General features: G+C 70.1%; 20 protein-coding genes. 6 read left to right on the top strand and 14 right to left on the bottom strand.

What is annotated here, in order from left to right; translation table 11 throughout:
- Positions 1–313 precede the first annotated feature (313 nt).
- The gene (locus tag ACIPC1_RS05885; protein ID WP_402513636.1) at positions 314–1,795 is read right to left on the bottom strand and encodes a hypothetical protein; all 1,482 of its coding nucleotides are present in this window, start codon (positions 1,793–1,795) and stop codon (positions 314–316) included.
- A 447-nt stretch (positions 1,796–2,242) separates the two neighbouring features.
- Here ACIPC1_RS05885 and ACIPC1_RS05890 point away from each other — a divergent pair, with 447 nt between their 5' ends.
- Positions 2,243–2,905 carry a bifunctional DNA primase/polymerase gene (locus ACIPC1_RS05890; protein WP_402513639.1) on the top strand — a complete coding sequence of 221 codons (663 nt, stop codon included), beginning with the start codon at positions 2,243–2,245 and terminating at the stop codon, positions 2,903–2,905.
- 108 nt (positions 2,906–3,013) lie between these two features.
- Here the strand turns inward: ACIPC1_RS05890 and ftsY are convergent, their stop codons facing one another.
- Positions 3,014–4,219 carry a signal recognition particle-docking protein FtsY gene (gene ftsY, locus ACIPC1_RS05895; RefSeq protein ID WP_402513642.1) on the bottom strand — a complete coding sequence of 402 codons (1,206 nt, stop codon included), beginning with the start codon at positions 4,217–4,219 and terminating at the stop codon, positions 3,014–3,016.
- Positions 4,220–4,411: 192 nt separating this feature from the next.
- Between ftsY and ACIPC1_RS05900 the strand changes: the two genes are divergently transcribed.
- Positions 4,412–5,383, top strand: coding sequence for an LLM class flavin-dependent oxidoreductase (locus ACIPC1_RS05900; RefSeq protein WP_402513644.1), 972 nt, complete (start codon positions 4,412–4,414; stop codon positions 5,381–5,383).
- 141 nt (positions 5,384–5,524) lie between these two features.
- On the opposite strand, the gene ACIPC1_RS05905 is transcribed toward ACIPC1_RS05900, so the two are convergent.
- From ACIPC1_RS05905 to ACIPC1_RS05920, 4 genes are all read right to left on the bottom strand, one after another.
- Complete coding sequence (locus ACIPC1_RS05905) at positions 5,525–6,940, bottom strand: sugar porter family MFS transporter (protein ID WP_402513647.1); 1,416 nt, start codon at positions 6,938–6,940, stop codon at positions 5,525–5,527.
- 252 nt (positions 6,941–7,192) lie between these two features.
- On the bottom strand, positions 7,193–10,774 hold the full coding sequence (smc, locus tag ACIPC1_RS05910; protein WP_402513649.1) for a chromosome segregation protein SMC: 3,582 nt from the start codon (positions 10,772–10,774) through the stop codon (positions 7,193–7,195).
- A gap of 208 nt (positions 10,775–10,982) precedes the next feature.
- Positions 10,983–11,183 carry a hypothetical protein gene (locus ACIPC1_RS05915; protein ID WP_365428924.1) on the bottom strand — a complete coding sequence of 67 codons (201 nt, stop codon included), beginning with the start codon at positions 11,181–11,183 and terminating at the stop codon, positions 10,983–10,985.
- Between the two features lie 385 nt (positions 11,184–11,568).
- Positions 11,569–11,850 carry an acylphosphatase gene (locus ACIPC1_RS05920; RefSeq protein WP_402513652.1) on the bottom strand — a complete coding sequence of 94 codons (282 nt, stop codon included), beginning with the start codon at positions 11,848–11,850 and terminating at the stop codon, positions 11,569–11,571.
- 143 nt (positions 11,851–11,993) lie between these two features.
- On the opposite strand from ACIPC1_RS05920, the gene ACIPC1_RS05925 reads away from it, so the two are divergent.
- Together ACIPC1_RS05925 and ACIPC1_RS05930 are read left to right on the top strand one after the other, a co-directional pair.
- Positions 11,994–12,953: a CAP domain-containing protein gene (locus ACIPC1_RS05925; protein WP_402513654.1), complete on the top strand. Its 960-nt coding sequence runs from the start codon at positions 11,994–11,996 to the stop codon at positions 12,951–12,953.
- A gap of 103 nt (positions 12,954–13,056) precedes the next feature.
- The gene (locus ACIPC1_RS05930; RefSeq protein ID WP_402513657.1) at positions 13,057–13,470 is read left to right on the top strand and encodes a winged helix-turn-helix transcriptional regulator; all 414 of its coding nucleotides are present in this window, start codon (positions 13,057–13,059) and stop codon (positions 13,468–13,470) included.
- 23 nt (positions 13,471–13,493) lie between these two features.
- Here ACIPC1_RS05930 and mutM read toward each other — a convergent pair whose 3' ends face one another.
- The 8 genes from mutM to recG all read right to left on the bottom strand — a co-directional run bounded on the left by mutM (position 13,494) and on the right by recG (position 21,079).
- Positions 13,494–14,354, bottom strand: a complete 861-nt coding sequence (gene mutM, locus ACIPC1_RS05935) for a bifunctional DNA-formamidopyrimidine glycosylase/DNA-(apurinic or apyrimidinic site) lyase (protein ID WP_402513659.1) — start codon at positions 14,352–14,354, stop codon at positions 13,494–13,496.
- 119 nt (positions 14,355–14,473) lie between these two features.
- Positions 14,474–15,364 carry a ribonuclease III gene (gene rnc / locus ACIPC1_RS05940; RefSeq protein WP_402513660.1) on the bottom strand — a complete coding sequence of 297 codons (891 nt, stop codon included), beginning with the start codon at positions 15,362–15,364 and terminating at the stop codon, positions 14,474–14,476.
- Between the two features lie 19 nt (positions 15,365–15,383).
- Entirely contained in the window at positions 15,384–15,557 is a 174-nt protein-coding gene (rpmF, locus tag ACIPC1_RS05945; protein ID WP_402513663.1) for a 50S ribosomal protein L32, read from the bottom strand.
- A 2-nt stretch (positions 15,558–15,559) separates the two neighbouring features.
- Positions 15,560–16,213 (bottom strand): YceD family protein, encoded by a 654-nt coding sequence (locus ACIPC1_RS05950; protein WP_402513665.1) that lies wholly within the window; start codon positions 16,211–16,213, stop codon positions 15,560–15,562.
- 126 nt (positions 16,214–16,339) lie between these two features.
- Complete coding sequence (locus ACIPC1_RS05955; RefSeq protein WP_402513666.1) at positions 16,340–17,422, bottom strand: ATP synthase F0 subunit B; 1,083 nt, start codon at positions 17,420–17,422, stop codon at positions 16,340–16,342.
- A gap of 135 nt (positions 17,423–17,557) precedes the next feature.
- Positions 17,558–18,037 (bottom strand): pantetheine-phosphate adenylyltransferase, encoded by a 480-nt coding sequence (coaD, locus tag ACIPC1_RS05960; RefSeq protein WP_384379060.1) that lies wholly within the window; start codon positions 18,035–18,037, stop codon positions 17,558–17,560.
- Between the two features lie 26 nt (positions 18,038–18,063).
- A complete protein-coding gene (gene rsmD, locus ACIPC1_RS05965; protein ID WP_384378965.1) occupies positions 18,064–18,651 on the bottom strand; it encodes a 16S rRNA (guanine(966)-N(2))-methyltransferase RsmD in 588 nt (195 codons plus the stop codon).
- A 205-nt stretch (positions 18,652–18,856) separates the two neighbouring features.
- Entirely contained in the window at positions 18,857–21,079 is a 2,223-nt protein-coding gene (gene recG, locus ACIPC1_RS05970; protein WP_402513669.1) for an ATP-dependent DNA helicase RecG, read from the bottom strand.
- A 163-nt stretch (positions 21,080–21,242) separates the two neighbouring features.
- Here recG and ACIPC1_RS05975 point away from each other — a divergent pair, with 163 nt between their 5' ends.
- Both ACIPC1_RS05975 and ACIPC1_RS05980 read left to right on the top strand, forming a co-directional pair.
- Complete coding sequence (locus ACIPC1_RS05975) at positions 21,243–23,081, top strand: HSP90 family protein (RefSeq protein ID WP_402513670.1); 1,839 nt, start codon at positions 21,243–21,245, stop codon at positions 23,079–23,081.
- Positions 23,078–26,041 carry a tetratricopeptide repeat protein gene (locus tag ACIPC1_RS05980; RefSeq protein ID WP_402513671.1) on the top strand — a complete coding sequence of 988 codons (2,964 nt, stop codon included), beginning with the start codon at positions 23,078–23,080 and terminating at the stop codon, positions 26,039–26,041. The genes ACIPC1_RS05975 and ACIPC1_RS05980 overlap by 4 nt, the downstream gene beginning before the upstream one ends.
- Positions 26,042–26,131 lie beyond the last annotated feature (90 nt).

The raw sequence follows: 26,131 nt of genomic DNA on the forward strand, positions 1-26,131 counted from the left end.
CCCCGTGCGGGCGAAGCCTGAAGTGGGCGTGAGGGGTGGGCCGGTTATGCGCCATGAGATTGGCGCAGCGCGGTTTCGGTCGGCACCCCTCGATGTTTCACCGAAGTGACGAAGACATCTCACGTGTTACGCCTCGATGAACTGCCTGAGACCGGACCGACCGATCGTTATCGTGGCGCAACCTTCCCCGAGGGGGAGACAGGCCGGCCGCGGCGGGCCGTCCGATGACCTGGCATGGGGGAGCCGAGTCGGGCAGTTCGGGACGGCCGGCCACGGCCGGGGTACTGGGGAGTAGCCGCTTGCGCGGCCCCGGTCAGACCGCCTCCGCGGTCTCGGGCAGGTCGACGGCGAGCTGGTCGGTGAGGTCGACGATCTCGGCGAGATCCCCGAAGTCCCGGGCCGCCGTGTCGACTGTCTTTCGGATACGAGTGTTGACGCGCTCCGAGCGCACTTTCCTCGCGTACGACATGGCCTGCTTGGCCCTGGCCGCACTCTGCTCGGGCTCCCGCTGGAGGAGGTGCACGGTGGCCATGCCGATCAGGTTCAGTGCGTACGAGCGCTGGTGTTCGGCGTCCTTGGCGAAGAGCTCGACGGCCTGCTGCATCAGGGGCTCGGCCATGGAGGCGTAGGTGGGGCTGCGTCCGGCGACATAGGCGAGGTCACGGTAGGAGTGCGAGTTCTCGCCGTACAGCTCGGCCTCGGAGAAGAAGCGGATCCAGTCGGGGTCCGGGTCGTCCCATTCGTGCACGTCGGCGAAGGTGTCCTCGGCCATCCGGACGGCGCGCTTGCACTTTCCGGGCTGGCCCATGTTGGCGTACGCGCGCGCCTCCATCGCATACAGCATGGCCTGGGTGCGCGGGCTCGCGCAGTCGCGGCTTCCGTACTGCGCGAGGTGGATGAGTTCCAGTGCGTCGTCGGGCCGGCCCAGGTGGATCATCTGGCGGCTCATGCTGGAGAGGACGTACGAGCCGAGCGGTTTGTCGCCCGCTTCCTTGGCGGCGTGCAGGGCGAGGACGAAGTACTTCTGCGCGGTGGGCTGGAGCCCCACGTCGTAGCTCATCCAGCCCGCCAGCTCGGCCAGTTCGGCGGCGACCTTGAACAGGCGCCGGTTCGTCGCGGCGGGCTGGGGCTCCTGGAGCAGGTCCGTCACCTCGTGCAGCTGTCCGACGACCGCTTTGCGGCGCAGGCCGCCGCCGCACTGGGCGTCCCACTGCCGGAACATCATCGTGGTGGATTCCAGGAGGTCCAGCTCCGGCTTGGAGAGCTGTCCGCGGCGCACCGAGGTGGCGGGCTCGGGCTCCTCGCGGAGCGCTGCGGACGAGGGCACGAGCCAGCGCTGCATGGGTTCGATGAGGGCCGGACCCGCGGCGAGGGCGAGCGAGCTGCCGAGGAAGCCGCGCCGCGCCAGCATCAGGTCGCTGCGTGAGTACTCGCTGATCAGCGCCACGGTCTGCGGGCCCGTCCAGGGCAGGTCGACGCCGGACACGGACGGTGACTGGTGGGCGGCGCGCAGGCCGAGGTCCTCGACGGCGACGACACAGCCGAACCGCTCGGAGAACAGCTCGGACAGGATCCGCGGGATCGGCTCGCGCGGGTTCTCGCCGTCCAGCCAGCGACGTACCCGCGAGGTGTCCGTGGAGATGTGGCTGGCCCCCAACTGGCGGGCCCTGCGGTTCACTTGACGTGCGAGCTCACCCTTGGACCAGCCGCTGCGCACGAACCACGAGCCGAGCAGCTCGTTGGGGCGCTTGTCCGTGCCGGTCGCGGTCGTCCCGCCTCCGCCGTTGCCGCCCACTGGAACGCCCCCATCCCTGAGACCACTTGTACGCTGCGTGCGCCAAGCCCTATCAGAATGCCGGTAAATACGGCCGCCCGTCCGGCACTTCTCACCCTTCGAACGGGAAGTCGACTTGCCCTTGGCATACCCACGAGTGCACACGTCCCCAGGACTCGTGTACTCAAAGTAATCCTACGATCACGCCTCCAGCCATGGCGATCCTGGAAACGCCACCATTCGCCACCCCTTCGAATGAACTCCGCATCGCCCACGCGCGATTCACTTGACATAGGACGGCCGGGAGTGGACGGAGCGGTGTGCGCCGGGGCGCACGATGCCGAGCGCACCACCCAGAGCGCTACTGGGCGCCGTCTGGACCGGGCGACACAGGGGAAGTCGGGAACACAGGGTCACGTTCCCGTTCCAGCACGTAACCACCGGTGGATCGGACCCGTTGGAGGGGGCATGGGCTTCACGATCGGCAGTAGTCGGGGCACGCGCGAGCTCCGGCCCGGCTCACGGCGCCGCGGCCGCTCGTCGGAGTGCACCGCGGTGGCGGAGTTCACCGGACTCTGGGGCTGGGACGTGGTCCCCGGCGCCCGGGCTGCCGCGGGCGCGTGCTCCTGCGGCAGGGCCGACTGTCCCGCGCCGGGTGCGCACCCGCTCGACTTCGCACCGACGATCCCGGCCGGCGCCACGCTCGACGAAGTGACCGAGGCCTGGGCCGACTTCCCGGGTGCCGCCATGATGCTGCCGGTCGGCCGCGCGTTCGACGTGATCGAGGTCGCCGAGGCCGCCGGGCGCCGCGCGCTCGTCCGACTCGAACGCATGGGGCTCCCCCTCGGACCCGTGACGGCAACCCCTGACGGCCGCGCCCAGTTCTTCGTCACGCCCGGCTCCGCGCCCGAACTACCCGAGCTGCTCTACCGAATGGGCTGGGACGACGCCTCCCTCGACCTGCACGGCCTGGGCTCGGGTACGCACATCACGGCCCCGCCCTCCGACCGCGCGGGCCTCGGCCCGGTCCGCTGGCTGCGCTCCCCCGCCCTGGACTCGGCGACGAAACCACCCCAGGCACGGCTGCTGTTGGGGACGCTGGCCTACGTGGCACATCGGTCGCGGGCGTAGCCGTTCGCGAACCGTGGGCTCACATGACCGAGCGCCCGCCTCCCACTGCACCTTGGGGGCGGGCGCTTCTCCGAGCACCTGGTGACTCTGCCTGAATTCGGTGTGCGCCTACTCTCCGATAAGGGCATCCACGAACGCCTCCGGCTCGAACGGCGCCAGATCGTCCGCTCCCTCCCCCAGTCCCACCAGCTTGACCGGCACACCCAGCTCGCGCTGCACCGCGATCACGATGCCGCCCTTGGCCGTGCCGTCGAGCTTGGTGAGCACGATGCCGGTGATGTCGACGACCTCGGCGAAGACCCGGGCCTGGACCAGGCCGTTCTGCCCGGTGGTGGCGTCGAGGACGAGCAGGATCTCGTCCAGCGGGGCGTGCTTCTCGACGACGCGCTTGACCTTGCCGAGCTCATCCATGAGCCCGGTCTTGGTGTGCAGCCGGCCCGCGGTGTCGATGAGGACGACGTCGGCGCCCTCCTCGATGCCCTCCTTGACCGCGTCGAACGCGATCGAGGCGGGGTCACCGCCCTCGGGACCGCGCACGGTGCGGGCGCCCACGCGCTCACCCCAGGTCTGTAGCTGGTCGGCGGCGGCGGCACGGAAGGTGTCCGCGGCGCCCAGGAGGACGTGCTTGCCGTCGGCGACCAGCACGCGCGCGAGCTTGCCGGTCGTGGTGGTCTTGCCGGTGCCATTGACCCCGACGACCAGCACGATGCCCGGGGTGTCGAGGTTCGAGTCCGTCTTGACCTCGCGGTCGAACTCGGGGACGAGCAGCTGGAGCAGCTCCTCGCGCAGCAGCGCGCGCAGTTCGACGGGCGTACGGGTGCCGAGCACCTTCACGCGCTCCCGCAGCCGGTCGACCAGCTCCTGGGTGGGCTGCACACCGACGTCGGCGGTGAGCAGCGTGTCCTCGATCTCCTCCCAGGTGTCTTCGTCGAGGTGCTCGCGCGAGAGCAGCGTGAGCAGGCCCTGGCCGAGCGCGCTCTGCGAACGCGAGAGCCGGGCGCGCAGCCGCACCAGGCGCCCCGCGGCGGGCTCCGGGACCTCGATCGCGGGGGGCGCCGGCGGTTCCTCGACGGCGATGGGGGCCGGAGCCGAGGCGTCGGGGCCCGGGAGATCCACCTCCTCGATCGTGCGGCGCGGTTCGTCGCGCGGTGTCTCGGCCTCGTCGCCGACATGCGGCTCGGCCGGGGGGGCGGTGATGTCGGGGGCGGCCGGGGGCGGCGGAGGCAGCTTCCGCTTACGACTGCCGACGACGAGCCCACCGAGCGCGCCGATCACGACCACGGCGATGACTACAGCAAGGATGACGATTTCCATAACGTCACCCAGTATCGGCCATCCCTTGCTCGGGAGGGAGAACTCCTCCCGAGCAAGGCATTTGTAGCTTCCTCCAAAGAGAGGGCTTCATCCGCGCGGAACGCCGCGCACCCTGCGAACCCGAGCCCGCCGCTCTGGCGACCTGATGCACCGTCAGCTACCGTCCCCCTCCACACACGAAGGGGGCTCCCCATGCCCGTAACCGTCGTACGTTTCAACCTCGTCGAGCCCGACGCCACCCCCGCGTCGTTGAGCGCCCGCTACAAAGCGGCAGTTGAGATGGCCGCGTACGCCGACGACCGCGGCATCACCACCGTGCAGACCGAGGAGCACCACGGCGTGGCCAACAACTGGCTGCCGTCGCCGTTCGCCTTCGCGGGCGCGGTGTTCGGCGCGACCCGGCACATCGCGGTCACCGTGTCGGCGGTCATCGGACCGCTGCACGATCCGCTGCGCCTCGCCGAGGACATCGCCGTACTCGATCTGCTCAGCGGCGGACGCCTCATCACGGTCGCCGGGATCGGCTACCGGCCCGAGGAGTACGCCCTCTTCGACGTCGACTGGAAACGGCGCGGCAAACTCCAGGACGAGCTGCTGGAGACGGTCCTGAAGGCGTGGACCGGCGAGGATTTCGAGTACCGGGGCAGGACCGTACGGGTTACTCCGCGGCCGTTCTCGGACCCGCATCCCCTGCTGCTGGTCGGCGGCTCCTCGAAGGCGGCGGCCCGCCGGGCGGCACGTCTGGGCCTGCCGTTCTTCCCCAGCGCCCACCTTCCCGACCTGGAGGCGTACTACAAGGAGCGGCTCATCGAGTACGGCACCGAGGGCTGGACCATGATGCCGTCGGCGGAGACCCCGCTGCTGCACATCGCCGAGGACCCGGACCGGGCCTGGGCCGAGTACGGCAGGCACTTCCTGCACGAGGCACGGACGTACGCCTCCTGGCAGTCCGGGGACATCCGCTCGGCGGTGAAGTCGGCAGCCACGACGGTGGACGAACTGCGCGCCGAGGGCGTCTACCGGATCCTCACGCCCGACGAGTGCGTGGCACACGGCCTCGACAACTACGTCCTGCACCCACTGTCCGGCGGAATGCCCGTCGACGAGGGCTGGCGCAGTCTGCGCCTGTTCTGCGAGAACGTCCTGCCCCGCCTCAAGGACTGACGGGACGGAGCAAGGCGTACGGCCCCGGCTCAAGACCTCGAAGGCCGAGCCGGGGCCGTACGTCTTCTTGTGACGAGTACGGGGAGACGGGCAGCGGGGATGTGGCCCGTCTCCCCGAGTTCGGGGGGCCGTACGACGGACCTAGCCCATCTCCTCCAACGTCTTGCCCTTGGTCTCCTTCACGTACTTGAGCACGAAGGGGATGGAGAGCGCGGCGAAGACCGTGTAGATCACGTAGGTCGCGGAGAGGTTCCAGTCGGCCAGGGACGGGAAGCTCGCGGTGATGGCCCAGTTGGCGATCCACTGCGCGGAGGCGGCGACGCCGAGCGCGGCGGCGCGGATCCTGTTCGGGAACATCTCGCCCAGGAAGACCCAGACGACGACACCCCAGGAGAGGGCGAAGAAGAGAACGAAGACGTGGGCGGCGATCAGGGCGACCCAGCCCTGGGCCGCCGGCAGCTTGCCGTTCACCAGGTCGAAGGAGAAGGCCCAGGCTTCGAGGGCGAGACCCACGACCATGCCCACGGAACCGATGAGAGCGAGCGGCCTGCGGCCGATGCGGTCGACGAAGATGATGGCGATCACGGTGCCGATGATGTTGACGATCGACGTCGTGAACGAATAGAAGAACGACTCCGTCGGGTCGACGCCGACCGACTGCCACAGCGTCGAGGAGTAGTAGAACGCGACGTTGATGCCGACGAACTGCTGGAAGACCGAGAGACCGATACCGACCCAGACGATCGGCTTGAAGAAGACGCTGCCGCCGAGCAGGTCCTTGAAGGTCGACTTGTGCTCGCTCTTCATGGCGTGCTCGATCTCGGCGACACGGGCGTCGAGGTCGATCTTGTCGCCCTCGACCTCCTTGAGCACCTCACGGGCGTGCGCGTCCCGGCCCGCGGAGATCAGGAAGCGCGGCGACTCGGGGATCGCGAAGGAGAGCAAGCCGTAGAGGACGGCCGGGATGACCATCACGCCGAGCATGACCTGCCAGGCCTCCAGGCCCATGACCGTGCCGCGCTGGTCGCCGTCGGCGGCGTTCAGGATGCCCCAGTTGACCAGCTGCGAGATGGCGATGCCGATGACGATCGCGGCCTGCTGGAAGGCGCCGAGGCGGCCGCGGTACGCGGGCGGGGCGACCTCGGCGATGTAGGCGGGGCCGATCACGGAGGCCATGCCGATGGCGAAGCCGCCGATGACCCGCCAGAAGGCCAGGTCGTAGAGGGAGAAGGGCAGCGCGGAGCCGACGGCGCTGATGGTGAAGAGGACGGAGGAGATCTGCATGCAGCGGATGCGGCCGATGCGGTCGGCGATGCGTCCCGCGGTCGCCGCGCCGATGGCGCAGCCGATCAGTGCGATGGCGATGACCTGGGCCAGCGCCGCCGAGCCGATGTCGTACCGGCTTCGGATGGCTTCGACGGCGCCGTTGATCACGGCGCTGTCGTAGCCGAAGAGGAACCCGCCCATCGCGGCAGCCGCCGCGATGAAGATGACATGGCCGAGATGCTCGGGATGAGCCGCTCGGGCGCCTGCGTTCGGGGGCACTGTGCTGGTCACGTGTAACTCCTCGGGCCACCGGCCTCACTGCCGGGGGTGGGGGCGAGCCCTTCAAGTGGTCATACAAGTGGCGCATAACTCGGCGCCACCCACCACCTGAAGGTAAAAGCAACGTTGCAGAGACTATTCCTTCAAGTTTCGAAGTCAACAGGGGGGTCTGCTGTGAATTTTCGGTAGAGAGAAGCCGCTAAATGTTCAAGACTTGAACTCAGGAGAAAGGCCCAGGTCAAGACCCGTGTGAGCTACACGCATCTAGCGGAGGCGCTGACTGATGACCTTCGACACACCGTCACCCTGCATGGAGACGCCGTACAGCGCGTCGGCGACCTCCATCGTGCGCTTCTGGTGCGTGATCACGATCAGCTGCGAAGCCTCCTGCAGCTCCCGCATGATCCCGATCAGCCGCTGGAGGTTGGTGTCGTCGAGCGCCGCCTCGACCTCGTCCATCACATAGAACGGGCTGGGCCGTGCCTTGAAGATCGACACGAGCAACGCCACGGCGGTCAGGGACCGCTCGCCACCGGAGAGCAGACTCAGCCGCTTGACCCTCTTGCCCGGAGGGCGGGCCTCCACGTCCACACCCGTGGTGAGCATGTTGTCGGGATCGGTCAGGATCAGCCGCCCCTCCCCTCCCGGGAACAGCCGGCTGAAGACGCCCTCGAACTGCAGGGCCGTGTCCCGGTACGCCTCGGTGAAGACCTGCTCGACGCGCTCGTCGACCTCCTTCACCACTTGAAGCAGGTCGGTACGCGTCTTCTTGAGGTCCTCCAGCTGCTCACTGAGGAACTTGTGGCGCTCCTCCAAAGCGGCGAACTCCTCCAGCGCGAGCGGGTTGACCTTGCCGAGCTGCTGGTACGCCCGCTCGGCCGACTTGAGCCGCCTCTCCTGCTCGGCGCGGTGGAACGGCCGAGGCTGGTTGCGCGGGTGCTCGGGGTCCTCGGGCAGTTCCTCGCCCTCGGCGGCGAGCGAGGGCGGCACGAGCTGCTGCGGGCCGTAGTCCGCCACCAGCCCCGCCGGTTCGACACCGAGTTCCTCCAACGCCTTCGACTCCAGCTGCTCGATACGCATCCGCTTCTCGGCACCGAGTACCTCGCCGCGGTGAACCGAATCCGTGAGTTTGTCGAGCTCGCCCTTGAGGTCACGTCCTTCTCCACGGGCGACGCCGAGAGCCTGCTCCCGGTGGGCCTTGGCGCTCTCGGCGGCGGCCCGCTCCTCATCGGCTCTGGTCAGCGAGACCGCGACGTGCGTGAGCAGTTGCCGCGCCCCGGAGGCAACGGCCTCGGCGACCTCGGCCTCGTACCGCAGCCGGGCCCGGCGCTGCTCGGCACGCGCGCGTGCTTCACGTTCGGCCCGCGCGGCCCGGTCGAGACCGTCGGCGCGCCCGGCGAGCCCCTTCACCCGCTCCTCGTGCGTACGCACCTGGAGCCGGGCCTCCATCTCGGTCTGCCGCGCGTTGGCACCGTCGGCGGCCAGCCGATCCCGTACGCCGGTGTCGGGCTCCTCCTCCACCGGCATCTCCTCGGCGACGGCGAGCCGCTCGGCCAGCTCCTCCGCCTCCTCCACGGCACGGTCCAGCGCGTCCTGCGCCCGCGCCGCGGCGGCGGTACTCCGCTCCGCCTCCCCCACCGCGCCCCGCGCCTGCCCGGCAAGCCGCCCCAACTGCTGCGCCACGGCCGACTTCTCGCGCTCGGCGGTCCGCCGCCGCTCGCCCACCTCCTCGACGAGCGCGGCACATTCCTTCCGCCGCGCCGTGGCCTCGTGCTGCGCCTCGCCGAGTCCCTCACACCGCACGGCCAGCTCCTCGAGCTCCGCCGCCGCCTCGTCGACGGACGCCTGCACCTCCAGCAGACTCGGCGCCCCGGCCGACCCGCCATGCGCGAAGTGCGCCCCCAGCAGGTCGCCTTCAGCGGTGACGGCCGTCAACTCCGGCCGCCCGTAGACGAGTTCCTCGGCGTCCTCAAGCGTGCCGACCACGACGATCCCGCGCAGCAGCCGCCGTACGGCGGGCATGAGCTCGGCGGGCCCGCGGACCAGCTCGGCCGCGTGCGGCGGCCCGTCGTTCCGTTCCTGACGGGGTACGCCGCCCTCCGCCGCGTTCGTGCTCCGCTCCTCCGGCGCGCCCGCCAGCAACAGCGCCGCCCGCCCCGCGTCCTGCTTGCGGAGCATGCGGATGGCGTCCGCCGCCGAGGCGGGGGTGGTGACCGCGATCGCGTCGGCCGCGGCACCGAAGGCGGCGGCCAGGGGGATCTCGAAGCCGGGGGTGACCGTGAGGAGCTCGGCCGCGGGTCCCAGGAGGCCGGTGAGGCGGTCCTTCGCGCCGAGCAGCGCCCCTGTGCCGTCCTTGCGGCGCAGCCCGAGAGCGAGAGCCTCGCGACGGGCCTGGGTCGCGGCGCGCCTGCGTTCCGCCGCCGTGGCCGCTTCGCGGGCCGCTGTCAGCGCGGCCTCCGCGTCGCTCAGCGCCCGCTTGGCCGCCTCGTGCTGCTCCGTCAGCGAGGCATCGCCCGCGTCGAGGCCGTCGACCTCGGCCTTCAGCTGCTCGTACTCCTCCTGGGCCGCGACCGCGCGCTCCTGGGCCTCGTCGCGGGACGCGGCCAGACGGTCGATCTCGGCCTGCGCGGAGGCGGCCCGCGAACGGGCGGCGTTGACCTGGCCGCCCAGCCGGGCGAGTCCCTCGCGGCGGTCGGCGATGGCGCGGGCGACGTCCTTGAGGCGGCGTTCCTCGACAGCGAGCTCGCGCTCCAGCTCGGCCCGGTGCGCGACGGTGTCCTCAAGGGCGTGCTCGGCAGCCTCCAGGGCCGCTTCGAGCTCGGCCTCCTGCTCACGGATCCGCGCGGCCTCGCGCTCCATGTCCTCGGGGTCGCGCCCGCGCCGCTCCTCGGGCGGTGTGGACGTCGCGCTCTTCACGCGCGCGTCGGCCAGCGAGATCGTGCCGCGCACCCGCTCGGCGAGCTGCGACAGCTCGTACCAGGTCTGCTGGGCACTCTGCAGGCGGGGAGCCAGCCGGCGGACCTCGTCCTCCAGGAGCGCTTCGCGCTGCTGCGCCTTCTTCAGCTCGGCCTCGGCAGTCTCCTTGCGTTCCTTCAGCGCGGCCTCGTCGGCGATCTCGCTCTGGAGCGCCTGGCGCAGTCGTACGAGATCGTCGGCAAGGAGACGGAGCCGGGCGTCGCGCAGGTCGGCCTGGATGACGGCGGCGCGGCGCGCGACCGCGGCCTGCCGGCCCAGCGGCTTCAACTGCCGGCGCAGCTCGTCCGTCAGGTCCTGGACACGGGCCAGGTTGGCCTGCATCGCGTCCAGTTTCCGCAGCGCCTTCTCCTTGCGCTTGCGGTGCTTGAGAACGCCCGCGGCCTCCTCGATGAAGGCGCGGCGGCCCATCGGATCGGCGTGGAGTACGGAGTCGAGCTGGCCCTGCCCGACGATGACGTGCATCTCACGGCCGATGCCGGAGTCACTCAGCAGTTCCTGGATGTCCAGCAGTCGACACGTGTCGCCATTGAGCTGGTACTCGCTGCCGCCGTTGCGGAACATGATCCGCGTGATGGTGACTTCGGCGTACTCGATGGGCAGTGCGCCGTCGGAGTTGTCGATGGTGAGCGACACCTCGGCACGGCCGAGCGGCGGACGCCCGGTGGTGCCGGCGAAGATGACGTCCTCCATCTTGCCGCCGCGCAGCGACTTGGCACCCTGCTCGCCCATGACCCAGCTCAGCGCGTCCACGACATTGGACTTGCCCGAACCATTGGGGCCCACGACACAGGTGATGCCCGGCTCGAACCGCAGTGTGGTCGCCGAGGCGAACGATTTGAACCCGCGCAGGGTCAGGGCCTTGAGGTGCACGCCGCTGGACTCTACCTTTCGGGCCGGTATCACTCCATGAACACGCGGTTTCACCCATGAAGGTGCAGGGCACACCAGACGTTGAAGGCAGGGGAAAAGCACGCGGGGGAAAGAAGAAGGGACGCCGAAGAGGCGTCCCTTGCAATTCTGACAACTTAGCGGTTGATGTGGGCTGCCCAACCACTGCTGTCGTGGTGCGATGCAGTGATCAGGTGAGCGCAGGCTCCGCCTGGGGTACGTCGAGATCAAGAAGCGAGTCGTGAGAAGCGGCAGCCGCGAGCGCGTCGTTCTCGGCCTGGATCCGTCCGAGCTCGGATTCGAGGTCCTGTACGCGCTGCTGGAGCCGTCGCATCTCGGCAATGAGTCGCGGGTCGGAACCGCCGACGTAACCGAGAAGCGCCTTTGCCATGATGGATGGTCCTCCACACTGAGTGACCGACCGAAACGGTGTGGGTCGATGGGTCGTGAGGGAATCGCACCCGCGATGCTTGACACTTTTAAGTTCTTACTGCTGTTCCACATGCCAAACAGCTAAGGTGCGCGGGGTTTTCAGCGTCTCACCAAAAAGTTTGACGGTCAACACGATCACGCCCGCAATGGCGGGCTACGCCGGGGTACGCGGCCCTCCAAGGGCGGCGCTGCGACTCCCGCGGACACTGGGGGCGTGGAGATCATCCGTATCGGCGGAGACTGCCACGACCGGCTGTTCTTGGCAACCACCTGGGCCTTTCCACTTCCGGCAGGTGCTGGTGGCATGCCCCGCCGCTCCGGCCCGGCCGGTCGCCGCCGCTTCGTCAGCGGATGGCGAAGCCGTCATAGATCCCTCGGGGCGTGTCCCAGATCTCAGTGACTCCGTCCACGCGCCCGGGTGTGTCGTCCCCCTGGAGCCAGTCGAGCAGAGTCTGGCAGCCGGTCCGAGGGCCTTCCGCGACCACTTGGACCCGTCCGTCGTCGAGATTGAGAGCAAAACCACTCAGCCCTCCGATCTCCAGCGCCTTGGCCCGCGTGAACCAGCGGAAACCCACGCCCTGAACCCTTCCGCGCACCCAGACGACCACCCGTACAACCTCGTTCATGGGTGCACGCTAACCGGACAATGTCTCTCGGGACACATCCTCCCCTTGCGCCATGCGGTACCGTCCCGACCCAATGAGTCTCATATGAAACTCACTCTTTCGGGTGAGGTTCGCTGACTGCAAGATCGAGGAAGGCCACATAGATGGGACGCCACCGACGCTCAGCCGCCGGCCGCGCCGCCACAGGTCGCGCCACCGGGGGCACGGACACCCGCACGGACCGCACGGGCACCAACGGTCCCTACGGGCCGGAGAACCTGTACGGCTACGCGGCTGTCGCCGACTTCCCGAGCGGTGCCGTAGCCCGCTCGCACCGTAAGAGGAAGGCCGCGACCCCCGTACGTACGGGACTGCTGGGCGTCTCCGCCGCCGTGGCCCTCGGCACCGTCGCCGTCGCGGCCGGTGTGATGCCCGGCGCTGAGAACTACTCCCTCGGCGGCGGCAACGCCGACAACGTGCAGGCCGCCGGCTCCCCGTCCAGCGTGGAGACCCCGCAGGGCGGTACCTCGGGCAGCGCGGAGGATAACCGCGACGACACGGGGACGAGCCGTGGCGCCGAGCGCGAGGCCACACCCTCGGCCGCCCCCTCCACCTCCACAGCCCCGCCGGTGACGACACCCTCGAAGAAGCCCACGGCCGAGCCCACCGAGACGGCCACGCCGTCGAAGCCCGCGGAGGAGCCCACCAAGACTCCGGAGACCACCGCCCCGGTGACGGTGTCCGCGGAGACCGCGGCCGAGGCCACCGTGCTCGCACTGGTCAACGTGGAGCGGGCCGGCGCGGGTTGCAGCCCGGTGGCGGCGAACAGCTCCCTGACCGAGCTGGCCTCCACCTTCAGCGCGGACATGGCCGCGCGCGCCTTCTTCGATCACACCGACCCTGATGGCGCGACCCCCTGGGACCGCGCGGCGACCGCCGGGATCAGCAACCTGGGCGGCGAGAACATAGCCCGCGGCCAGGCCACCGCCGAGGCCGTGATGGAAGCCTGGATGAACAGTCCCGGCCACCGCGCCAACATACTGAACTGCGACTTCAAGACCCTGGGCGTGGGTGTGCACCTCGGCGAGGGCGGCCCTTGGTGGACACAGGACTTCGGCTACTGACCGGCCCCGGGTACCGGTCGACGACCGGCACCCGACCCGGCGCGCACTATCGATGAGTCAGCGCGACCCCACGGTGAGCGCTGTGCCGAAGTACCCTCAAAGCATGGAGCCAGCCGTGCAGTCCGCCGTCGCCGGCGGTGAGTGTCAGGATCTCGCGTACAGCGTGTTCGGCCGGGACTGTCCGTCCCGCGGCACACTGGAGCACATCACCGGACGCTGGGGCGCACTCACCCTGGGAGCCCTGCACGACGGCACCTTCCGCTTCAACGAGCTGCGGCGCCGTGTCGACGGCGTCAGCGAGAAGATGCTCTCCCAGACCCTTCAGGCGCTGGAGCGCGACGGCCTGGTGCACCGCGACGCCCAGCCGACCAATCCCCCACGCGTCGACTACACGCTCACACCGCTCGGCCGCGAGGTCGCCCAGCATCTCCTGACCCTCATCCACTTCGTGGAGGGCCGCATGGACGACGTACTGGAGTCCCGCGGGCGCTACGACGAGGCGCGCCGCAAGAGCTAGCCGGCCAAGGCTCCCCGCTGCGGCTACGCGGTCGCGCGCGGCGCCCGCTGACAGCGCGGGCAGAAGTAACTGGACCGGTTCATCCACGCGCGCCGCATCATCGGCGTCCCGCACCGCCCGCAGGGTTCGCCCTCGCGCCCGTACGCGTCGAGCGAGCGGTCGAAGTAGCCCGACTCCCCGTTGACGTTGACGTACAGGCTGTCGAAGCTGGTGCCGCCGGCGGCGAGGGCGTCGTTCATGACGTCGCGGATGTGGCCGAGCAGCTCGGTGCTGCGCGGCCTGGTGAAGGTTCCCGTGGCGCGTTCGTAGTGCAGCCTGGAGCGCCAGAGCGCCTCGTCCGCGTAGATGTTGCCGACCCCGCTGATCAGCGACTGGTCGAGCAGGGCGCGCTTGATCGTCGTACGGCGGCCGCGCAGCGCCGTGTGGAACGCGGCGTCGTCGAAGAGGGGGTCGAGCGGGTCGCGGGCGATGTGTGCGATGACGTCCGGGAGGCCGTCCGCGGTGTTCTCGTGCAGGGAGAGGCCGCCGAAGGTGCGCTGGTCGACGAAGCGCAGTTCGGTGCCCTGACCGTCCTCGAAGCGGATACGGACGCGCAGGTGCTTCTCGTCCGGGGCGTCCTCGGGCTGCACCAGGAGCTGACCGCTCATGCCGAGGTGCGCGAGCACGGAGTACGGGGAGTCGGCGAGGGGCAGCCACAGGTACTTGCCGCGACGCCTGGCCTCTCCCACGCGAAGGCCTGCGAGCGCCTTCGCGAAGGCCTCGGGCCCGGCCAGGTGCCGCCGTACGGCTCGCGGATGCCGGACCTCCACCGCCTGTACGACCCGCCCGCTGACCCAGCGCTCAAGACCGCGCCGCACGACTTCGACCTCGGGCAACTCGGGCACGGCGCTCCTTGGGAGAATGCGATACGAACCCCGCCGCTGCGCGAACGCTGCGACGGGGTTCGGATACTGCGGGTACATCACTTACCACGGGTGCTGCAGGTGCTTCAGTTGTGAAGGAATCAGGCCGTGGCCGAATCGCTTGTCGGAGCCGAGGGGGTGTCGGCGTTCCCCTCGGCGACCTGGGCTGCCGCTTGTTCCGCTTGTTCCGCTTGTTCCGCTTGTTCCGCTTGTTCTGCTTGTTCAGCGGCGGCCGCCCTGGCCGACTTCACGCGTTCGTCCGCGTCGGAACGGATCGCACGCCACGCGGATTCCGCGGCCTGCTGTTCCGCTTCCTTCTTGCTGCGGCCGGTGCCGGTGCCGTACGAGACGCCTCCGACGCGGGCGGCAGCAGTAAAGGTCTTCTCATGGTCAGGGCCGGTCTCCGAGACCAGGTACTCGGGAACCCCGAGCCCTTCGGTCGCGGTGAGCTCCTGGAGACTGGTCTTCCAGTCCAGGCCGGCCCCGAGATTCGAGGACTTCTCAATGAGCGGGTCGAAGAGCCGGTGAACGAGTTCGCCCGCCGATTCCAGACCCTGGTCGAGATAGACCGCGCCGATCACCGCTTCAAGGGTGTCGGCGAGGATGGACGCCTTGTCCCGGCCACCCGTGCCTTCTTCACCCCGGCCAAGCCGGATGAAGGAGCCGAGTTCGAGGCCACGACCCACCTCCGCCAACGCACGCGAGTTGACCACCGCGGCCCGCAGCTTGGCCAGTTGGCCTTCTGGGAGGTCGGGGTGAGTGCGGTACAGCGTGTCCGTGACCACGAGGCCGAGCACGGAGTCCCCGAGGAACTCCAGGCGTTCGTTGGTCGGCAGACCGCCGTTCTCGTACGCGTACGAACGGTGGGTCAGTGCACGCACCAGAAGGGCGGACTCGAGCTTGTAGCCGAGCCGCCCTTCCAGAAGCGTGTGGGACGAGGCTGTGTTGTCCGCCTTTTTCTTGGCGTTTGAATCCGCCTTGGCGTCAGACATCAGACCTCTCACCAGCCGCTCAGACCTCGAGGACCTGGCGGTTGTTGTAAGTGCCGCAAGCGGGGCACGCGATGTGCTGCAGCTTGGGCTCGTGGCAGCGCTCGCACGCAACCAGGTTGGGGACCGCAGCCTTCCACTGCGACCGGCGGTGGCGCGTGTTGCTGCGCGACATCTTCCGCTTCGGAACAGCCACGGCTACTTCTCCTGCTTCTCGTCGACGTGCGCTGATGGAAGCGCGCCGTCGCCCAACTCGTCCTTCTCGCCATCTTCAAGTGAACCGGCGAGTCCCTGCAGTGCCGCCCAACGGATGTCGACGGCCTCGTGGTGGTGGTCCGGGGCGTCCGCGAGCCGCGCTCCGCATTCGGAGCACAGGCCGGGGCAGTCGTCCTGGCACACCGGCTGCATCGGCAGTGCGAGCACCACCGCATCACGCAGCACGGGTTCGAGGTCGAACAGGCCGTCCTCGAGAGGGAGCGTGTCCTCGTCGTCCTCGGCGTCGTCGGCCGGCTCCGCTTTGGGGCGGCCCCGGTCGTCGGCGTCAGGGTACGAAAACATCTCCTGGAACTCCGCTTCGAGCTCCAGCTCAAGCGGCTCCAGACACCTTACGCACTCCCCCTTGGCCAGTGCACGGGCGGTGCCTGTGACAAGCACACCTTCCATGACCGACTCAAGCCGGAGGTCGAGCTCCACCGGGGCGCCTTCCGGCACTCCGATGACTCCCTGGATCCCGAGATCCTTGGGAGCGTCGACCGTGCGGGACAGCCGCTGGAGCGCGCCAGGACGCCGCCCCAGCTCGCGTGTGTCGAACACGAGCGGGTTGCGGTGGTCGAGGCGGGCGTTCAGAGCCATTCCTGCTTTCGATCTTCGAAGCTCACGAGGATGCTGCCCGCGACGTTCCGGGCAGCGGTGATCGCGGACGTACACGCGACCGAAGAGCCAGGATACTGGACCTTTTGCTCTCGGCCCAATCCGGTGTCAGCGCCCCTGTTCGTACGCCCGCAGCTGCTCCGCACTGATCATGCTCGTGTCGAAGAGGCTGGTCTCGTCGAGGACATGCTGCTGCGCGTCCATGGCGTGCGCCTGGGGCTGCGCGTAGGCCTGCTGCTGGCTCTGGTCGTACGCCGGCTGCTGGTCGTAGCCCTGCTGCTGCGGGTAGGCGGCGTAAGGGTCGGCGGTCTGCTGCTGGTAGGCGTACGGATCCTGCTGGACGTACTGCTGCTGGTATCCGTACGGATCCGGGGCCTGCTGCTGATAGGCGTACGCGTCCTGCTGCGCGTACACCTGCTGCTGGGCCGGGATGTCCGGAGCCTGGGGCACCACGGGCTGCTCCGGGGCCTCCGTGATTCCCGCGAGGCCCGCCAGGTAGTCGGAGTCGTTCGTGTGGTGCGCGGGCGTCCCGTCCTCGTCCGTGAGGAGGCCGAGGTCGTCGCTGGCGATGCGGCCGAGCAGCTTCTGCCGGCCGCGGCCGACGGCGTCCAGGGTCTTGGCGAGGACGGCCTCGAAGGCGCCGAGCTTGACGTCGACGTACTCGTCGGCGCTCCGGCGCAGTGTCTCCGGGTCGTGGCTGCGCTCGGGGGCGTCCTCGTCCTCGTACCCCTGCTCGTCGGTGCCCGGGCCGGTGCCCAGCAGCTTCTCGCGGCCGCGGCCGACGGAGCCGAGGGTCTTGGTGAGGACGACCTCGAAGTTGGCGAGCTTGGAGTCGACGTAGTCGTCGGCCTCCGCGCGGACCTCCTCGGCCTCCTGGCGGGCCTCGGCGAGGATGCGTTCGGCCTCGGCCTGGGAGCGCCGGGCGACCTCCGTGTCGGAGATCAGCGAGCCGCGCTCGGCGTGCGCGGTCTCGATGATCCGCTCGGCCTCCTGGCGGGCGTGCTCGACCAGCTGCTCACGGCCGCCGATCAGCTCCTCGGCCTGGGCGAGGGAGCCGGGCAGCGCCTGGCGCACCTCTTCGAGCATGGCGAGCAGCTCGGCGCGGTTGACCACGCACGAGGCCGACATGGGCATGGAACGGGCGCTGCCGACCGACGCGACGATCTCATCGAGCTTCTTCTGCACGTCCACTCTGTGCTCGCCACTCTCTACAGGTGTTGATGGAGACGGACGGGTCGACTGTACGACCACTGCCTCCCCGCCCGACACCGGATGACGGACTGTCAGTTCTGTGGGGCGGGCTCGGTCCTTGTCCCGGGAACGGGCTCAGTCCTTGCCGAGACGCTCCTTGAGCGCGTCCAGGACCACGGGCGGCACCAGGTGGGAGACGTCGCCGCCCCAGGTCGCGACCTCCTTGACGAGCGAGGAGGACAGGAAGCTGTAGGTGGGGTTGGTGGGGACGAAGAGGGTCTCCACGCCCGACAGGCCGATGTTCATCTGGGCCATCTGCAGCTCGTAGTCGAAGTCGCTGACGGCGCGCAGTCCCTTGACGATCGCGGGGATGTCGCGCTGCTTGCAGAAGTCGACGAGAAGGCCGTGGAACGCCTCGACCTCGACGTTTCCGAACTCGGCGGTGACCTCGCGGATCAGGTCGATCCGCTCGTCGATCTCGAAGAGGCCCTTCTTCGACTGGTTGATCATCACCGCGACGTGCACGACGTCGTACAGCTTGGAGGCTCTGGCAATGATGTCGAGATGTCCGTTGGTGATCGGGTCGAACGACCCGGGACAGACGGCGCGGCGCAACTGAGGTCCCTCGCTCTCCAGTCCGGTCATCGTGCGTCTTCGCACGTAGCGGCGGCGCGACCGTACCAAAACGTCCCCTCGCCGTAACGACGGGCCCTGATCGCGTCGAAACCGACCGGCCACCCGAATTCGCCGCCTCTGGTGCTGCGCTCCACGGTGACGAGGGCTTCGGCCGCGAGCCAGCCCCCCGTCCGGAGTGTGAGCAGAATCTCGCGAAGATCGTCGTCCGAGACGGCGTACGGGGGGTCGAGGAAGACGAGGTCGTACGGGTCCGACGGCGCCGGCGTCTGGACGATTTGTTCCGCTTTGCCCGGCCTGACCTCGGCGCCGGGGAGGCCCAGTGCCTTCACGTTCTCGCGGATGACGCGGGCCGCGCGGGCGTCGGCCTCGACGAGCAGGGCGTGTCCGGCGCCGCGGCTGAGCGCCTCCAGGCCGACGGCGCCCGACCCGGCGTACAGGTCGAGGACGCGCTCGCCCGCCAGAGGGCCGCCGAGCAGGGACTGCCAGGTGGAGAAGAGGCCCTCGCGCGCCCGGTCGGAGGTGGGCCGGGTGCGGGTGCCCGGCGGGACGGCCAGACGGCGTCCGCCGGCCCGGCCGGCGATCACGCGGGTCATGAGGGTCCTTTGCGCTGGTGAGGAAGGCGGCGGGTCTGTCGGCTCCCAGTCTCTCAGCCGCTGTCCGCGCACCGCCTCTCAGCCTCCGCGCATTTCTGTTCCTGCCCGGCCGGCCTCCGCCCTTCCCCGCTCTCTCAGGCCCTTGTCCCTCACTGTCCTCCCTTGTCCCTCGCTGTCCTCCCAGCCCCCGCCCTTCCGTGTCCTCTCAGCCCTTGTCCAAGTACTGCTCCCGCTCCTCGTCCAGGAGCGCCTGGAGGGCCGTACGCAGGCCGGGGAGGCCGGCGAGCTCCGGGTCGGCGGCGACGACCGCGGCGGCCTCCTCGCGGGCCTCGGCGATGATCTCCTCGTCCTCGATGACGGCCAACATGCGCAGCGAGGAGCGGACGCCGGACTGGGCCTGGCCGAGGACGTCGCCCTCGCGGCGCTGTTCGAGGTCGATGCGGGAGAGCTCGAAACCGTCGAGGGTGGACGCCACCGCGTTCAGCCGCTGGCGGGCCGGGCTCGCCTCCGGCATCTCGGTGACCAGGAGGCACAGGCCGGGGGCCGAACCACGGCCGACGCGGCCGCGCAGCTGGTGGAGCTGCGATACGCCGAACCGGTCGGCGTCCATGATCACCATCGCGGTGGCGTTCGGCACGTTCACCCCGACCTCGATCACGGTCGTCGCGACCAGGACGTCGGTCTCGCCCGCGGCGAAGCGGCGCATGACGGCGTCCTTGTCGTCGGGCTGCATCCTGCCGTGCAGGACTTCGACCTTGAGCCCCTGGAGAGGGCCGTTGGCGAGGTGGTCGGCGATGTCCAGGACGGCGAGCGGCGGACGCTTCTCGGCCTCGGCATCGGCATCGGATGACTTCTTCTTGTTCTTGGCCTTGCTCGGGTCGTCCTCGTCGTCGCCGATGCGGGGGCAGACGACGTACGCCTGATGGCCGTTCTCCACTTCCTCGCGCACGCGCTCCCACGCGCGCGCCAGGAAGTGCGGCTTGTCGGCGGCGGGGACGACATGGCTGGCGATCGGCGAGCGCCCGGCGGGGAGTTGGTCGAGGACCGAGGTCTCCAGGTCACCGAAGACGGTCATCGCGACGGTGCGCGGGATGGGCGTGGCAGTCATGACGAGCAGGTGCGGGGGCTGCTTGCCCTTGCCGCGCAGGGCGTCGCGCTGCTCCACACCGAAACGGTGCTGCTCGTCGACCACGACCAGGCCCAGGTCGTGGAACTGCACCTTGTCCTCGATCAGCGCATGCGTGCCGATGACGATCCCGGCCTCACCGGTGACGAGGTCAAGGAGCGCCTGCCGCCGCCCGGCGGCCCCCATGGACCCGGTGAGCAGCACGATCTTCGTGGAGTGCTCGACCCCTGAGAGCATCCCGCCCTCGGCCAGCTCCCCCATCATCTCCGTGATGGAACGGTGGTGCTGCTGGGCGAGCACCTCGGTGGGCGCGAGCATCGCGGCCTGCCCTCCCGCGTCGACGACGGTGAGCATGGCGCGCAGGGCGACCATCGTCTTACCGCTACCGACCTCTCCCTGGAGCAGTCGGTGCATCGGATGCTCGGTCGCCAGGTCGTCGAAGATCTCCTTGGAGACCTTCTGCTGGCCTTCGGTGAGGGTGAAGGGGAGCATGGCGTCGAAGGCGGTGAGCAGGCCGGCCGGCTTGGGTACCCGGGCCACGGCGGGGAGTTGGGCGTCGGCGTACCGGCGGCGGGCCAGGGCGACCTGGAGGACGAAGGCCTCGTCCCACTTGAGACGGGCGCGGGCGTCGTCGACGTCCGCCCTGGTGTGCGGGCGGTGGATCTTCAGGAGTGCCTCGGGGAGGGCGAGGAGACCGCGGCCGTCCCTCAGTGAGTCCGGGAGCGGGTCGACGGCCTCCTGCGCGTGCGGCAGCACCATCTGCACGGACTTGGCGATCTTCCAGGACTCCAGCTTGGCGGTGGCCGGGTAGAGCGGGATGAGGGCACCGGCCCAGGAGCCGACGGTCTCGGTCGCCTCCTCGTCGCCACTCAGCAGCTCGTACGCCGGGTGGGCCAGCTGGAGGCGGTGGTTGAAGACGGAGACCTTGCCGGAGAACATCGCGCGCGTGCCGGGCAGGAGGTCCTTGTGGGGCTTGTGCACGCCGTGGCCGAAGAAGACCAGCTGGAGGCGGCCGCTGCCGTCCGTGATGGTCACTTCGAGGCGCTGGCCTTTTCCGCGGGGGGCCCTCGCCGAGGCGAAGGTGTGCAGGCGGGCGTCGGCGACCTGGGCGACCACGGTCACGTGCTCGTCCATGGGCAGGTCGGCGAGGTGCGTGAGCTGACCGCGCTCCTCGTATCTGCGGGGATAGTGGTGCAGCAGGTCGCCCACGGTGTGCAGGCCGAGATGCTCGGCCATCACCTTCGCGGTGGCGGGGCCGAGCGCCTTCTTCAGTGGTTCTTCGAGCACGGACACGAGATCCATTGCACACCACCGCACTGACATCGCCGTATACGTCCTGGAAATCCGCTGGTCAGGCGGGTGGTTCCGGGCCTAGGATGACCCGCTCCGGCCCTCTTCGCGGTCACCGTCCTGCGGGACCGCCCGACCCCGCGCCGTCGCCCGTCCCCCCACCGGCGCTGCGACGATGGACTCCCAGACCTCACAGCCCTCTCAGGCATCCCAGCCACCTCATACCTTCCAGGTCGACCTGCGTGGTTTGGTGGACCTCCTCTCCCATCACCTCTACTCCAGTCCCAAGGTCTATCTGCGCGAGTTGCTGCAGAACGCCGTGGACGCGATCACCGCCCGGCGTGCCGAACAGCCGGAGGCTCCGGCCACCGTGCGCCTGTACGCCGAGGGCGGCACGCTGCGCGTGGAGGACTCCGGGATCGGCCTCACCGAAGCCGATGTGCACAACCTGTTGGCGACCATCGGCCGCAGTTCCAAGCGCAACGACGGTCTGGAATCGGCGCGTTCCGACTTCCTGGGCCAGTTCGGCATCGGGTTGCTGGCATGTTTCGTGGTCGCCGAGCGGATCCGGGTCGTCAGCCGAAGCGCGCGTACGCCCGAGGCGGCGCCCGTGGAATGGACGGCGGCCGACGACGGCTCGTACACCGTGCGCACCCTGCCGCACGAGGCCCGCACCGAACCGGGCACCACCGTGCACCTGGTGGCGCGCGCCGGGGCGGGCGAGTGGCTCACGGAGGAGAAGGTCCGGTCGTTGGCGCGGGACTTCGGCGCGCTGCTGCCGTACGACGTTCGCGTGGGCGACGAGGCGATCACGGACCTCCCGGCGCCCTGGAACCGCACGTACCCGAGCCCCGCGACCCGAAGGGTGGCCCTGGCGCGGCACTGCCACGACCTGTTCGGGTTCACGCCGTTGGACTCGATCGACCTGGATGTGCCGCTCGCCGGCATCCGGGGTGTCGCGTACGTCCTGCCGTCCTCGGTCAGTCCGGCCCAGCGCGCGAGCCATCGCGTGCACCTGAAGGGCATGCTGCTCACCGAGCGGGCCGAACAGCTGCTGCCCGACTGGGCGTTCTTCGTGCGCTGTGTCCTGGACACCGACAGTCTGCGGCCCACCGCGTCGCGCGAGTCGCTGTACGAGGACGAGACCCTCGCCGCCGTACGCGAGGCGCTGGGCGAGCGGATCCGGTCCTGGCTGACCGGGCTTGCGGCAGGCGACCCGGAGCGGCTGGCGGCCTTCCTCTCGGTTCACCACCTGGGCGTGAAGTCCCTGGCCCGGCACGACACCGAGATGCTGCGCACGATGCTGCCGTGGCTGCCCTTCGAGACGACCGACGGGCGGCTCTCCCTGGAGGAGTTCGCCCAGCGGCACCCGATGGTGCACTTCACGCGGACCGTGGAGGAGTACCGGCAGGTCGCGCCGATCGCCTCCGCACAGGGCATCGGAGTCGTCAACGGCGGCTACACGTACGACAGCGAGCTGGTCGAGGCGCTGCCGTCCGTGCGCCCCGGGACGGTCGTCTCGGAGCTGGACGCCGACACCGTGACGGCGCACCTGGACTCGGTCGACCCGGCGGAGGAGCTGGCACTGTCGGCCTTCCTGGGGGCCGCGCGGGCCAGACTCGACCCCCTGGGCTGCGATGTGGTGCTGCGCGCCTTCCACCCGCTCTCGGTCCCGGCGCTGCATCTGGACGACCGGGCGGCCCGCCACGAACAGGCCCGCGCGGAGGCCGAGAACCAGGCCGACGACCTGTGGGCGGGCATCCTCGGCTCGCTGCGGGGCAGCGCTCCACGCGCGCGTCTGGTGCTCAACCACCTCAACCCGCTGATCCGCAGGATCAGTTCGCTCAAGGACCCGGAGCTGATCGGCACCGCCACGGAGTCCCTCTACGGGCAGGCCCTGCTGATGGCCCAGCGCCCACTGCGGCCGGCGGACTCGGCGCTCCTGAACCGCGCGTTCATCGGCCTGCTCGAGTGGGCCACACACACCAACTCCGGGGAGGACGGCCACCGATGAGCGGGATCGACCCCATCACGGACTTCGACTCTCTCCGCCAGGCGATGGCGGACAACTTCGAGCAGCCGGAGGGACCCGCCCGCAACGCGCGCGCGGAGCTCCTGCTGGCCGAGGCGGAGAAGCTCGGCATCCCCCTCGCGGTGATCGAGGCACTCGCGCACCAGCTGAAGGTCTACAACTACAGCTCCGAGAAGGACAAGATGTTCGTCCCCTTCGCGCGCCTGCTGCGCATGTGGGACGAAAGCCCCGAGGACTTCGACGAGTACGAGGTCCACTCGCTGCACTGGGTCTTCAAGTGGTTGTCGGCCGGAATGCTGGACCAGCCGCACATTCCGCTCGCCTCCATAGAGAAGTGGCTCGGCGAGATGGAGTACCGCTACCGGCTGGCCGGGCACTCCGAACGGGCCGTGCGCAGCGCCGAGTTCAGTGTGTCCGCCCACCTCGGAGACCTGGAGCGCGCCGAGCGGGCGTACGCCGCCTGGCTGGCCGCCGACCGGGACACCATGGCCGACTGCCACGCGTGCGAACTGCACGGCCAGGGATGGTGGCAGGCGCTGCGCGGCTCCGACGCGGAGGCGGTGGAGCTGTGGGGCCCGGTCCTGGAGGGCGAGTACTCGTGCGCCCACGAGCCGCACACCGTCCTCGCGTCCTCCCTGGTCCCCCTGCTGCGCCTGGGGCGCCTCGACGAGGCGCGCGCCCACCATCTGCGGGGCTTCCGGCTCGTCCGCGCCATGGAGAGCATGCGTGGCGCGTACGCGGACCATGTGGAGTTCTGCGCCCTCTCCGGAAACGAGGCGCGCGCCCTGGAGCTGCTCGCCGAGCGCCCCGCGTACTTCACCGACTCCGGGGACCCGCGCAGCAAGCTGAACTTCATGGCGGTGGTGGCCCTCCTGATGGACCGCCTGACCTCCCTCGGGTTCGGCGACCGGACGGTTCCCGGGCCGGTCGGCCGCGCGTGGACAGCGAGCGACCTCGCCGCCCACGCGCGCGGGCAGGCACTTTCGCTTGCGGCGCGCTTCGACGCGCGCAACGGCACGTCGTACGTCAGCACGCGTGCCCGCGCGCGTATGAACCAGCCGACGCTCGTCGACCGCCTGCCTCTTGGCGTGCGCTCCACGCGCCCCGCACCCACAGTGCACGCACCCCGCCCGCACGCCGGCACGGAACCTGCCGCCGAGCCCGGCCTGCCCGCGCTGCTCGCCGAGGCCCGCCGCCTGTCGGACTCCCGGAACCCGGACGCCGTCGAGGCCTGGGCAGCTGTCTCGCGTGCCGCCGAGGGGCACGAGCTGGACGTCCGCGACCGCGCGGAGATCGCCGACCACGCGGCGATGGAGCGCGGCCCCGAGGGCATCGAACTCTTCCACCGCGCGGCAGAGCTCTACGCCGAGGCCGACGACCCCGGCGAGGCCCTCGCCGCCCGCGCCCGCGCCGCCTACGTACTCGCCCTGACCGGCGGCACCGAGGAGGCCCTGGCGGTCGTATCGGAGCTGTACGACGGGGTGCTCGCGCTCTTCGCGGAGGGCGGCACGGGGGCGTCTCAGGCGGCGTCCGTGCTGGTGGGGCGGGCGCGGATCCTGATGCACCGGCTGGACAGCGACGCGGGCGTCGCCCTGCGGCCAGAGGCTGCAGAAACGGCGGCCCGGGAGTTGCTGGCCCTTGCCGAGCCGCACGTCGAGGACGCGCGGCTGGCGTCACGGGCTGCGGAGGCGCAAGCGATGCTCGGGGAGCTCGCCGCGCGTGCGGAGGACACCGAGAAGGCCGCGGAGCTGCTCGGCCGGGCCGTCGAGACGTACGTGTCGGCCGGGCTGCCGTGGTTCGCCGTGGAGCACGAGGCGCGGCTCGCCGGGATCGCTCTGCACCGGGGCGACATCGAAGCGGCGGAGCGGGCGGCGCGCGCGGCACTGGAGCACGGCGGGCCCCACCTGGAGGCGCCGGGCCATGCTCAGCTGCACCTTCAGCTCGCCGAAATCCTCGGCGGCACCGGGCAGTTCGGGCCCGCCGCCGACCACGCCCTGGAGGCCGCGCACTGGGCCGACGAAGCGGGCCAGAGTGCCACGCTCGGTGCCTGGGCCCGGCATCAGCTCGGTGGATTCCTGGTCCGCCAGGGGCGGTGGGCCGAGGCCGCCGAGATTCTGGAGTCGGCGCTGCCCGATCTGACCACCGACATGCACGGCGACGGTGCGATCGTGCAGACCCAGTGGTGGCTCGGAGACTGTCTCACCGAACTCGGCGACCACCGCGAGGCCGCCGACCGCTGGTTGCAGGCCGCCGACATCGCCCGCCACTGGCCCGAGCAGCGCGACCACGCGATGCTCGCCCATCTCGCCGCCGAGGCCCTCGGGAACGCCGGACTTCCCGCCCAGGCGGACCAGGCGTACGCGCGCGCCGGCGAACTCTGGCGCGATCTCGGAAACGTCCACGGGCTGGTCCGCTCCCTGCGGGCCCGCGCCTGGGCGGCCGTCCATACGGACGCGGGGCTCGACGGGGCGCGGGAGTTGATGGCGGCGGCGGTGCGGGAGTGCGAGGACGCGATCCGGAACTCGCCGGGCGACTCCGCATCAGCCGCGGAAGTGGACGGGGGCGAGAGCGAGGACGCGCGTCTGCGTCTCGTCGCCGAACTCGGGCACACCCACCGTCAGTTCGGTGACCTGGTGGCGCGTTCCGTGCCGGACGACGCGGAGGAGGCTGCGGTGAGGCCCTCCTTCGAGGAGGCTCTGGGCCACCTCACCCAAGCGATCTCCGTGTTCGCTTCCCTCGGGGACGAGCTCCTCGACGTCCGCACCGCCGCCGAACTCGGCGCCGGCCGGCTGGAGGCAGACCTTCGCCGACCCACCGCGGCTGCGGCACGCGCGCGTGCGGTGCTCGCCGCGTACGCGGGGCTGGACGGCGACACCGCGGAGACGCGGTGCGCGGAGGCGGAGAACCTGCTGAAGCTGATGGAGGCGAATTCGGAGGGCTGACCCCATCCTTCCGGGACTACGGCCCGTGTCAGCCCGTCCGGCGTTCGAGGCCGAGCGCGTTCAGCGCGATACGGGCGTCTGGGGGGGGCG

This window comes from Streptomyces sp. NPDC087263 (genome assembly GCF_044744645.1).
GTDB lineage: Bacteria > Actinomycetota > Actinomycetes > Streptomycetales > Streptomycetaceae > Streptomyces.

Excerpts from the sequence above, each read along its gene's own strand:
- ACIPC1_RS05890 (WP_402513639.1), top strand. The coding sequence starts at position 2,243 with ATGGGCTTCACGATCGGCAGTAGTCGGGGCACGCGCGAGCTCCGGCCC.
- ftsY (WP_402513642.1), bottom strand. The coding sequence starts at position 4,219 with ATGGAAATCGTCATCCTTGCTGTAGTCATCGCCGTGGTCGTGATCGGC.
- ACIPC1_RS05900 (WP_402513644.1), top strand. The coding sequence starts at position 4,412 with ATGCCCGTAACCGTCGTACGTTTCAACCTCGTCGAGCCCGACGCCACC.
- ACIPC1_RS05915 (WP_365428924.1), bottom strand. The coding sequence starts at position 11,183 with ATGGCAAAGGCGCTTCTCGGTTACGTCGGCGGTTCCGACCCGCGACTC.
- ACIPC1_RS05920 (WP_402513652.1), bottom strand. The coding sequence starts at position 11,850 with ATGAACGAGGTTGTACGGGTGGTCGTCTGGGTGCGCGGAAGGGTTCAG.
- ACIPC1_RS05925 (WP_402513654.1), top strand. The coding sequence starts at position 11,994 with ATGGGACGCCACCGACGCTCAGCCGCCGGCCGCGCCGCCACAGGTCGC.
- ACIPC1_RS05930 (WP_402513657.1), top strand. The coding sequence starts at position 13,057 with ATGGAGCCAGCCGTGCAGTCCGCCGTCGCCGGCGGTGAGTGTCAGGAT.
- rnc (WP_402513660.1), bottom strand. The coding sequence starts at position 15,364 with ATGTCTGACGCCAAGGCGGATTCAAACGCCAAGAAAAAGGCGGACAAC.
- ACIPC1_RS05950 (WP_402513665.1), bottom strand. The coding sequence starts at position 16,213 with ATGGCTCTGAACGCCCGCCTCGACCACCGCAACCCGCTCGTGTTCGAC.
- rsmD (WP_384378965.1), bottom strand. The coding sequence starts at position 18,651 with ATGACCCGCGTGATCGCCGGCCGGGCCGGCGGACGCCGTCTGGCCGTC.
- recG (WP_402513669.1), bottom strand. The coding sequence starts at position 21,079 with ATGGATCTCGTGTCCGTGCTCGAAGAACCACTGAAGAAGGCGCTCGGC.
- ACIPC1_RS05975 (WP_402513670.1), top strand. The coding sequence starts at position 21,243 with ATGGACTCCCAGACCTCACAGCCCTCTCAGGCATCCCAGCCACCTCAT.
- ACIPC1_RS05980 (WP_402513671.1), top strand. The coding sequence starts at position 23,078 with ATGAGCGGGATCGACCCCATCACGGACTTCGACTCTCTCCGCCAGGCG.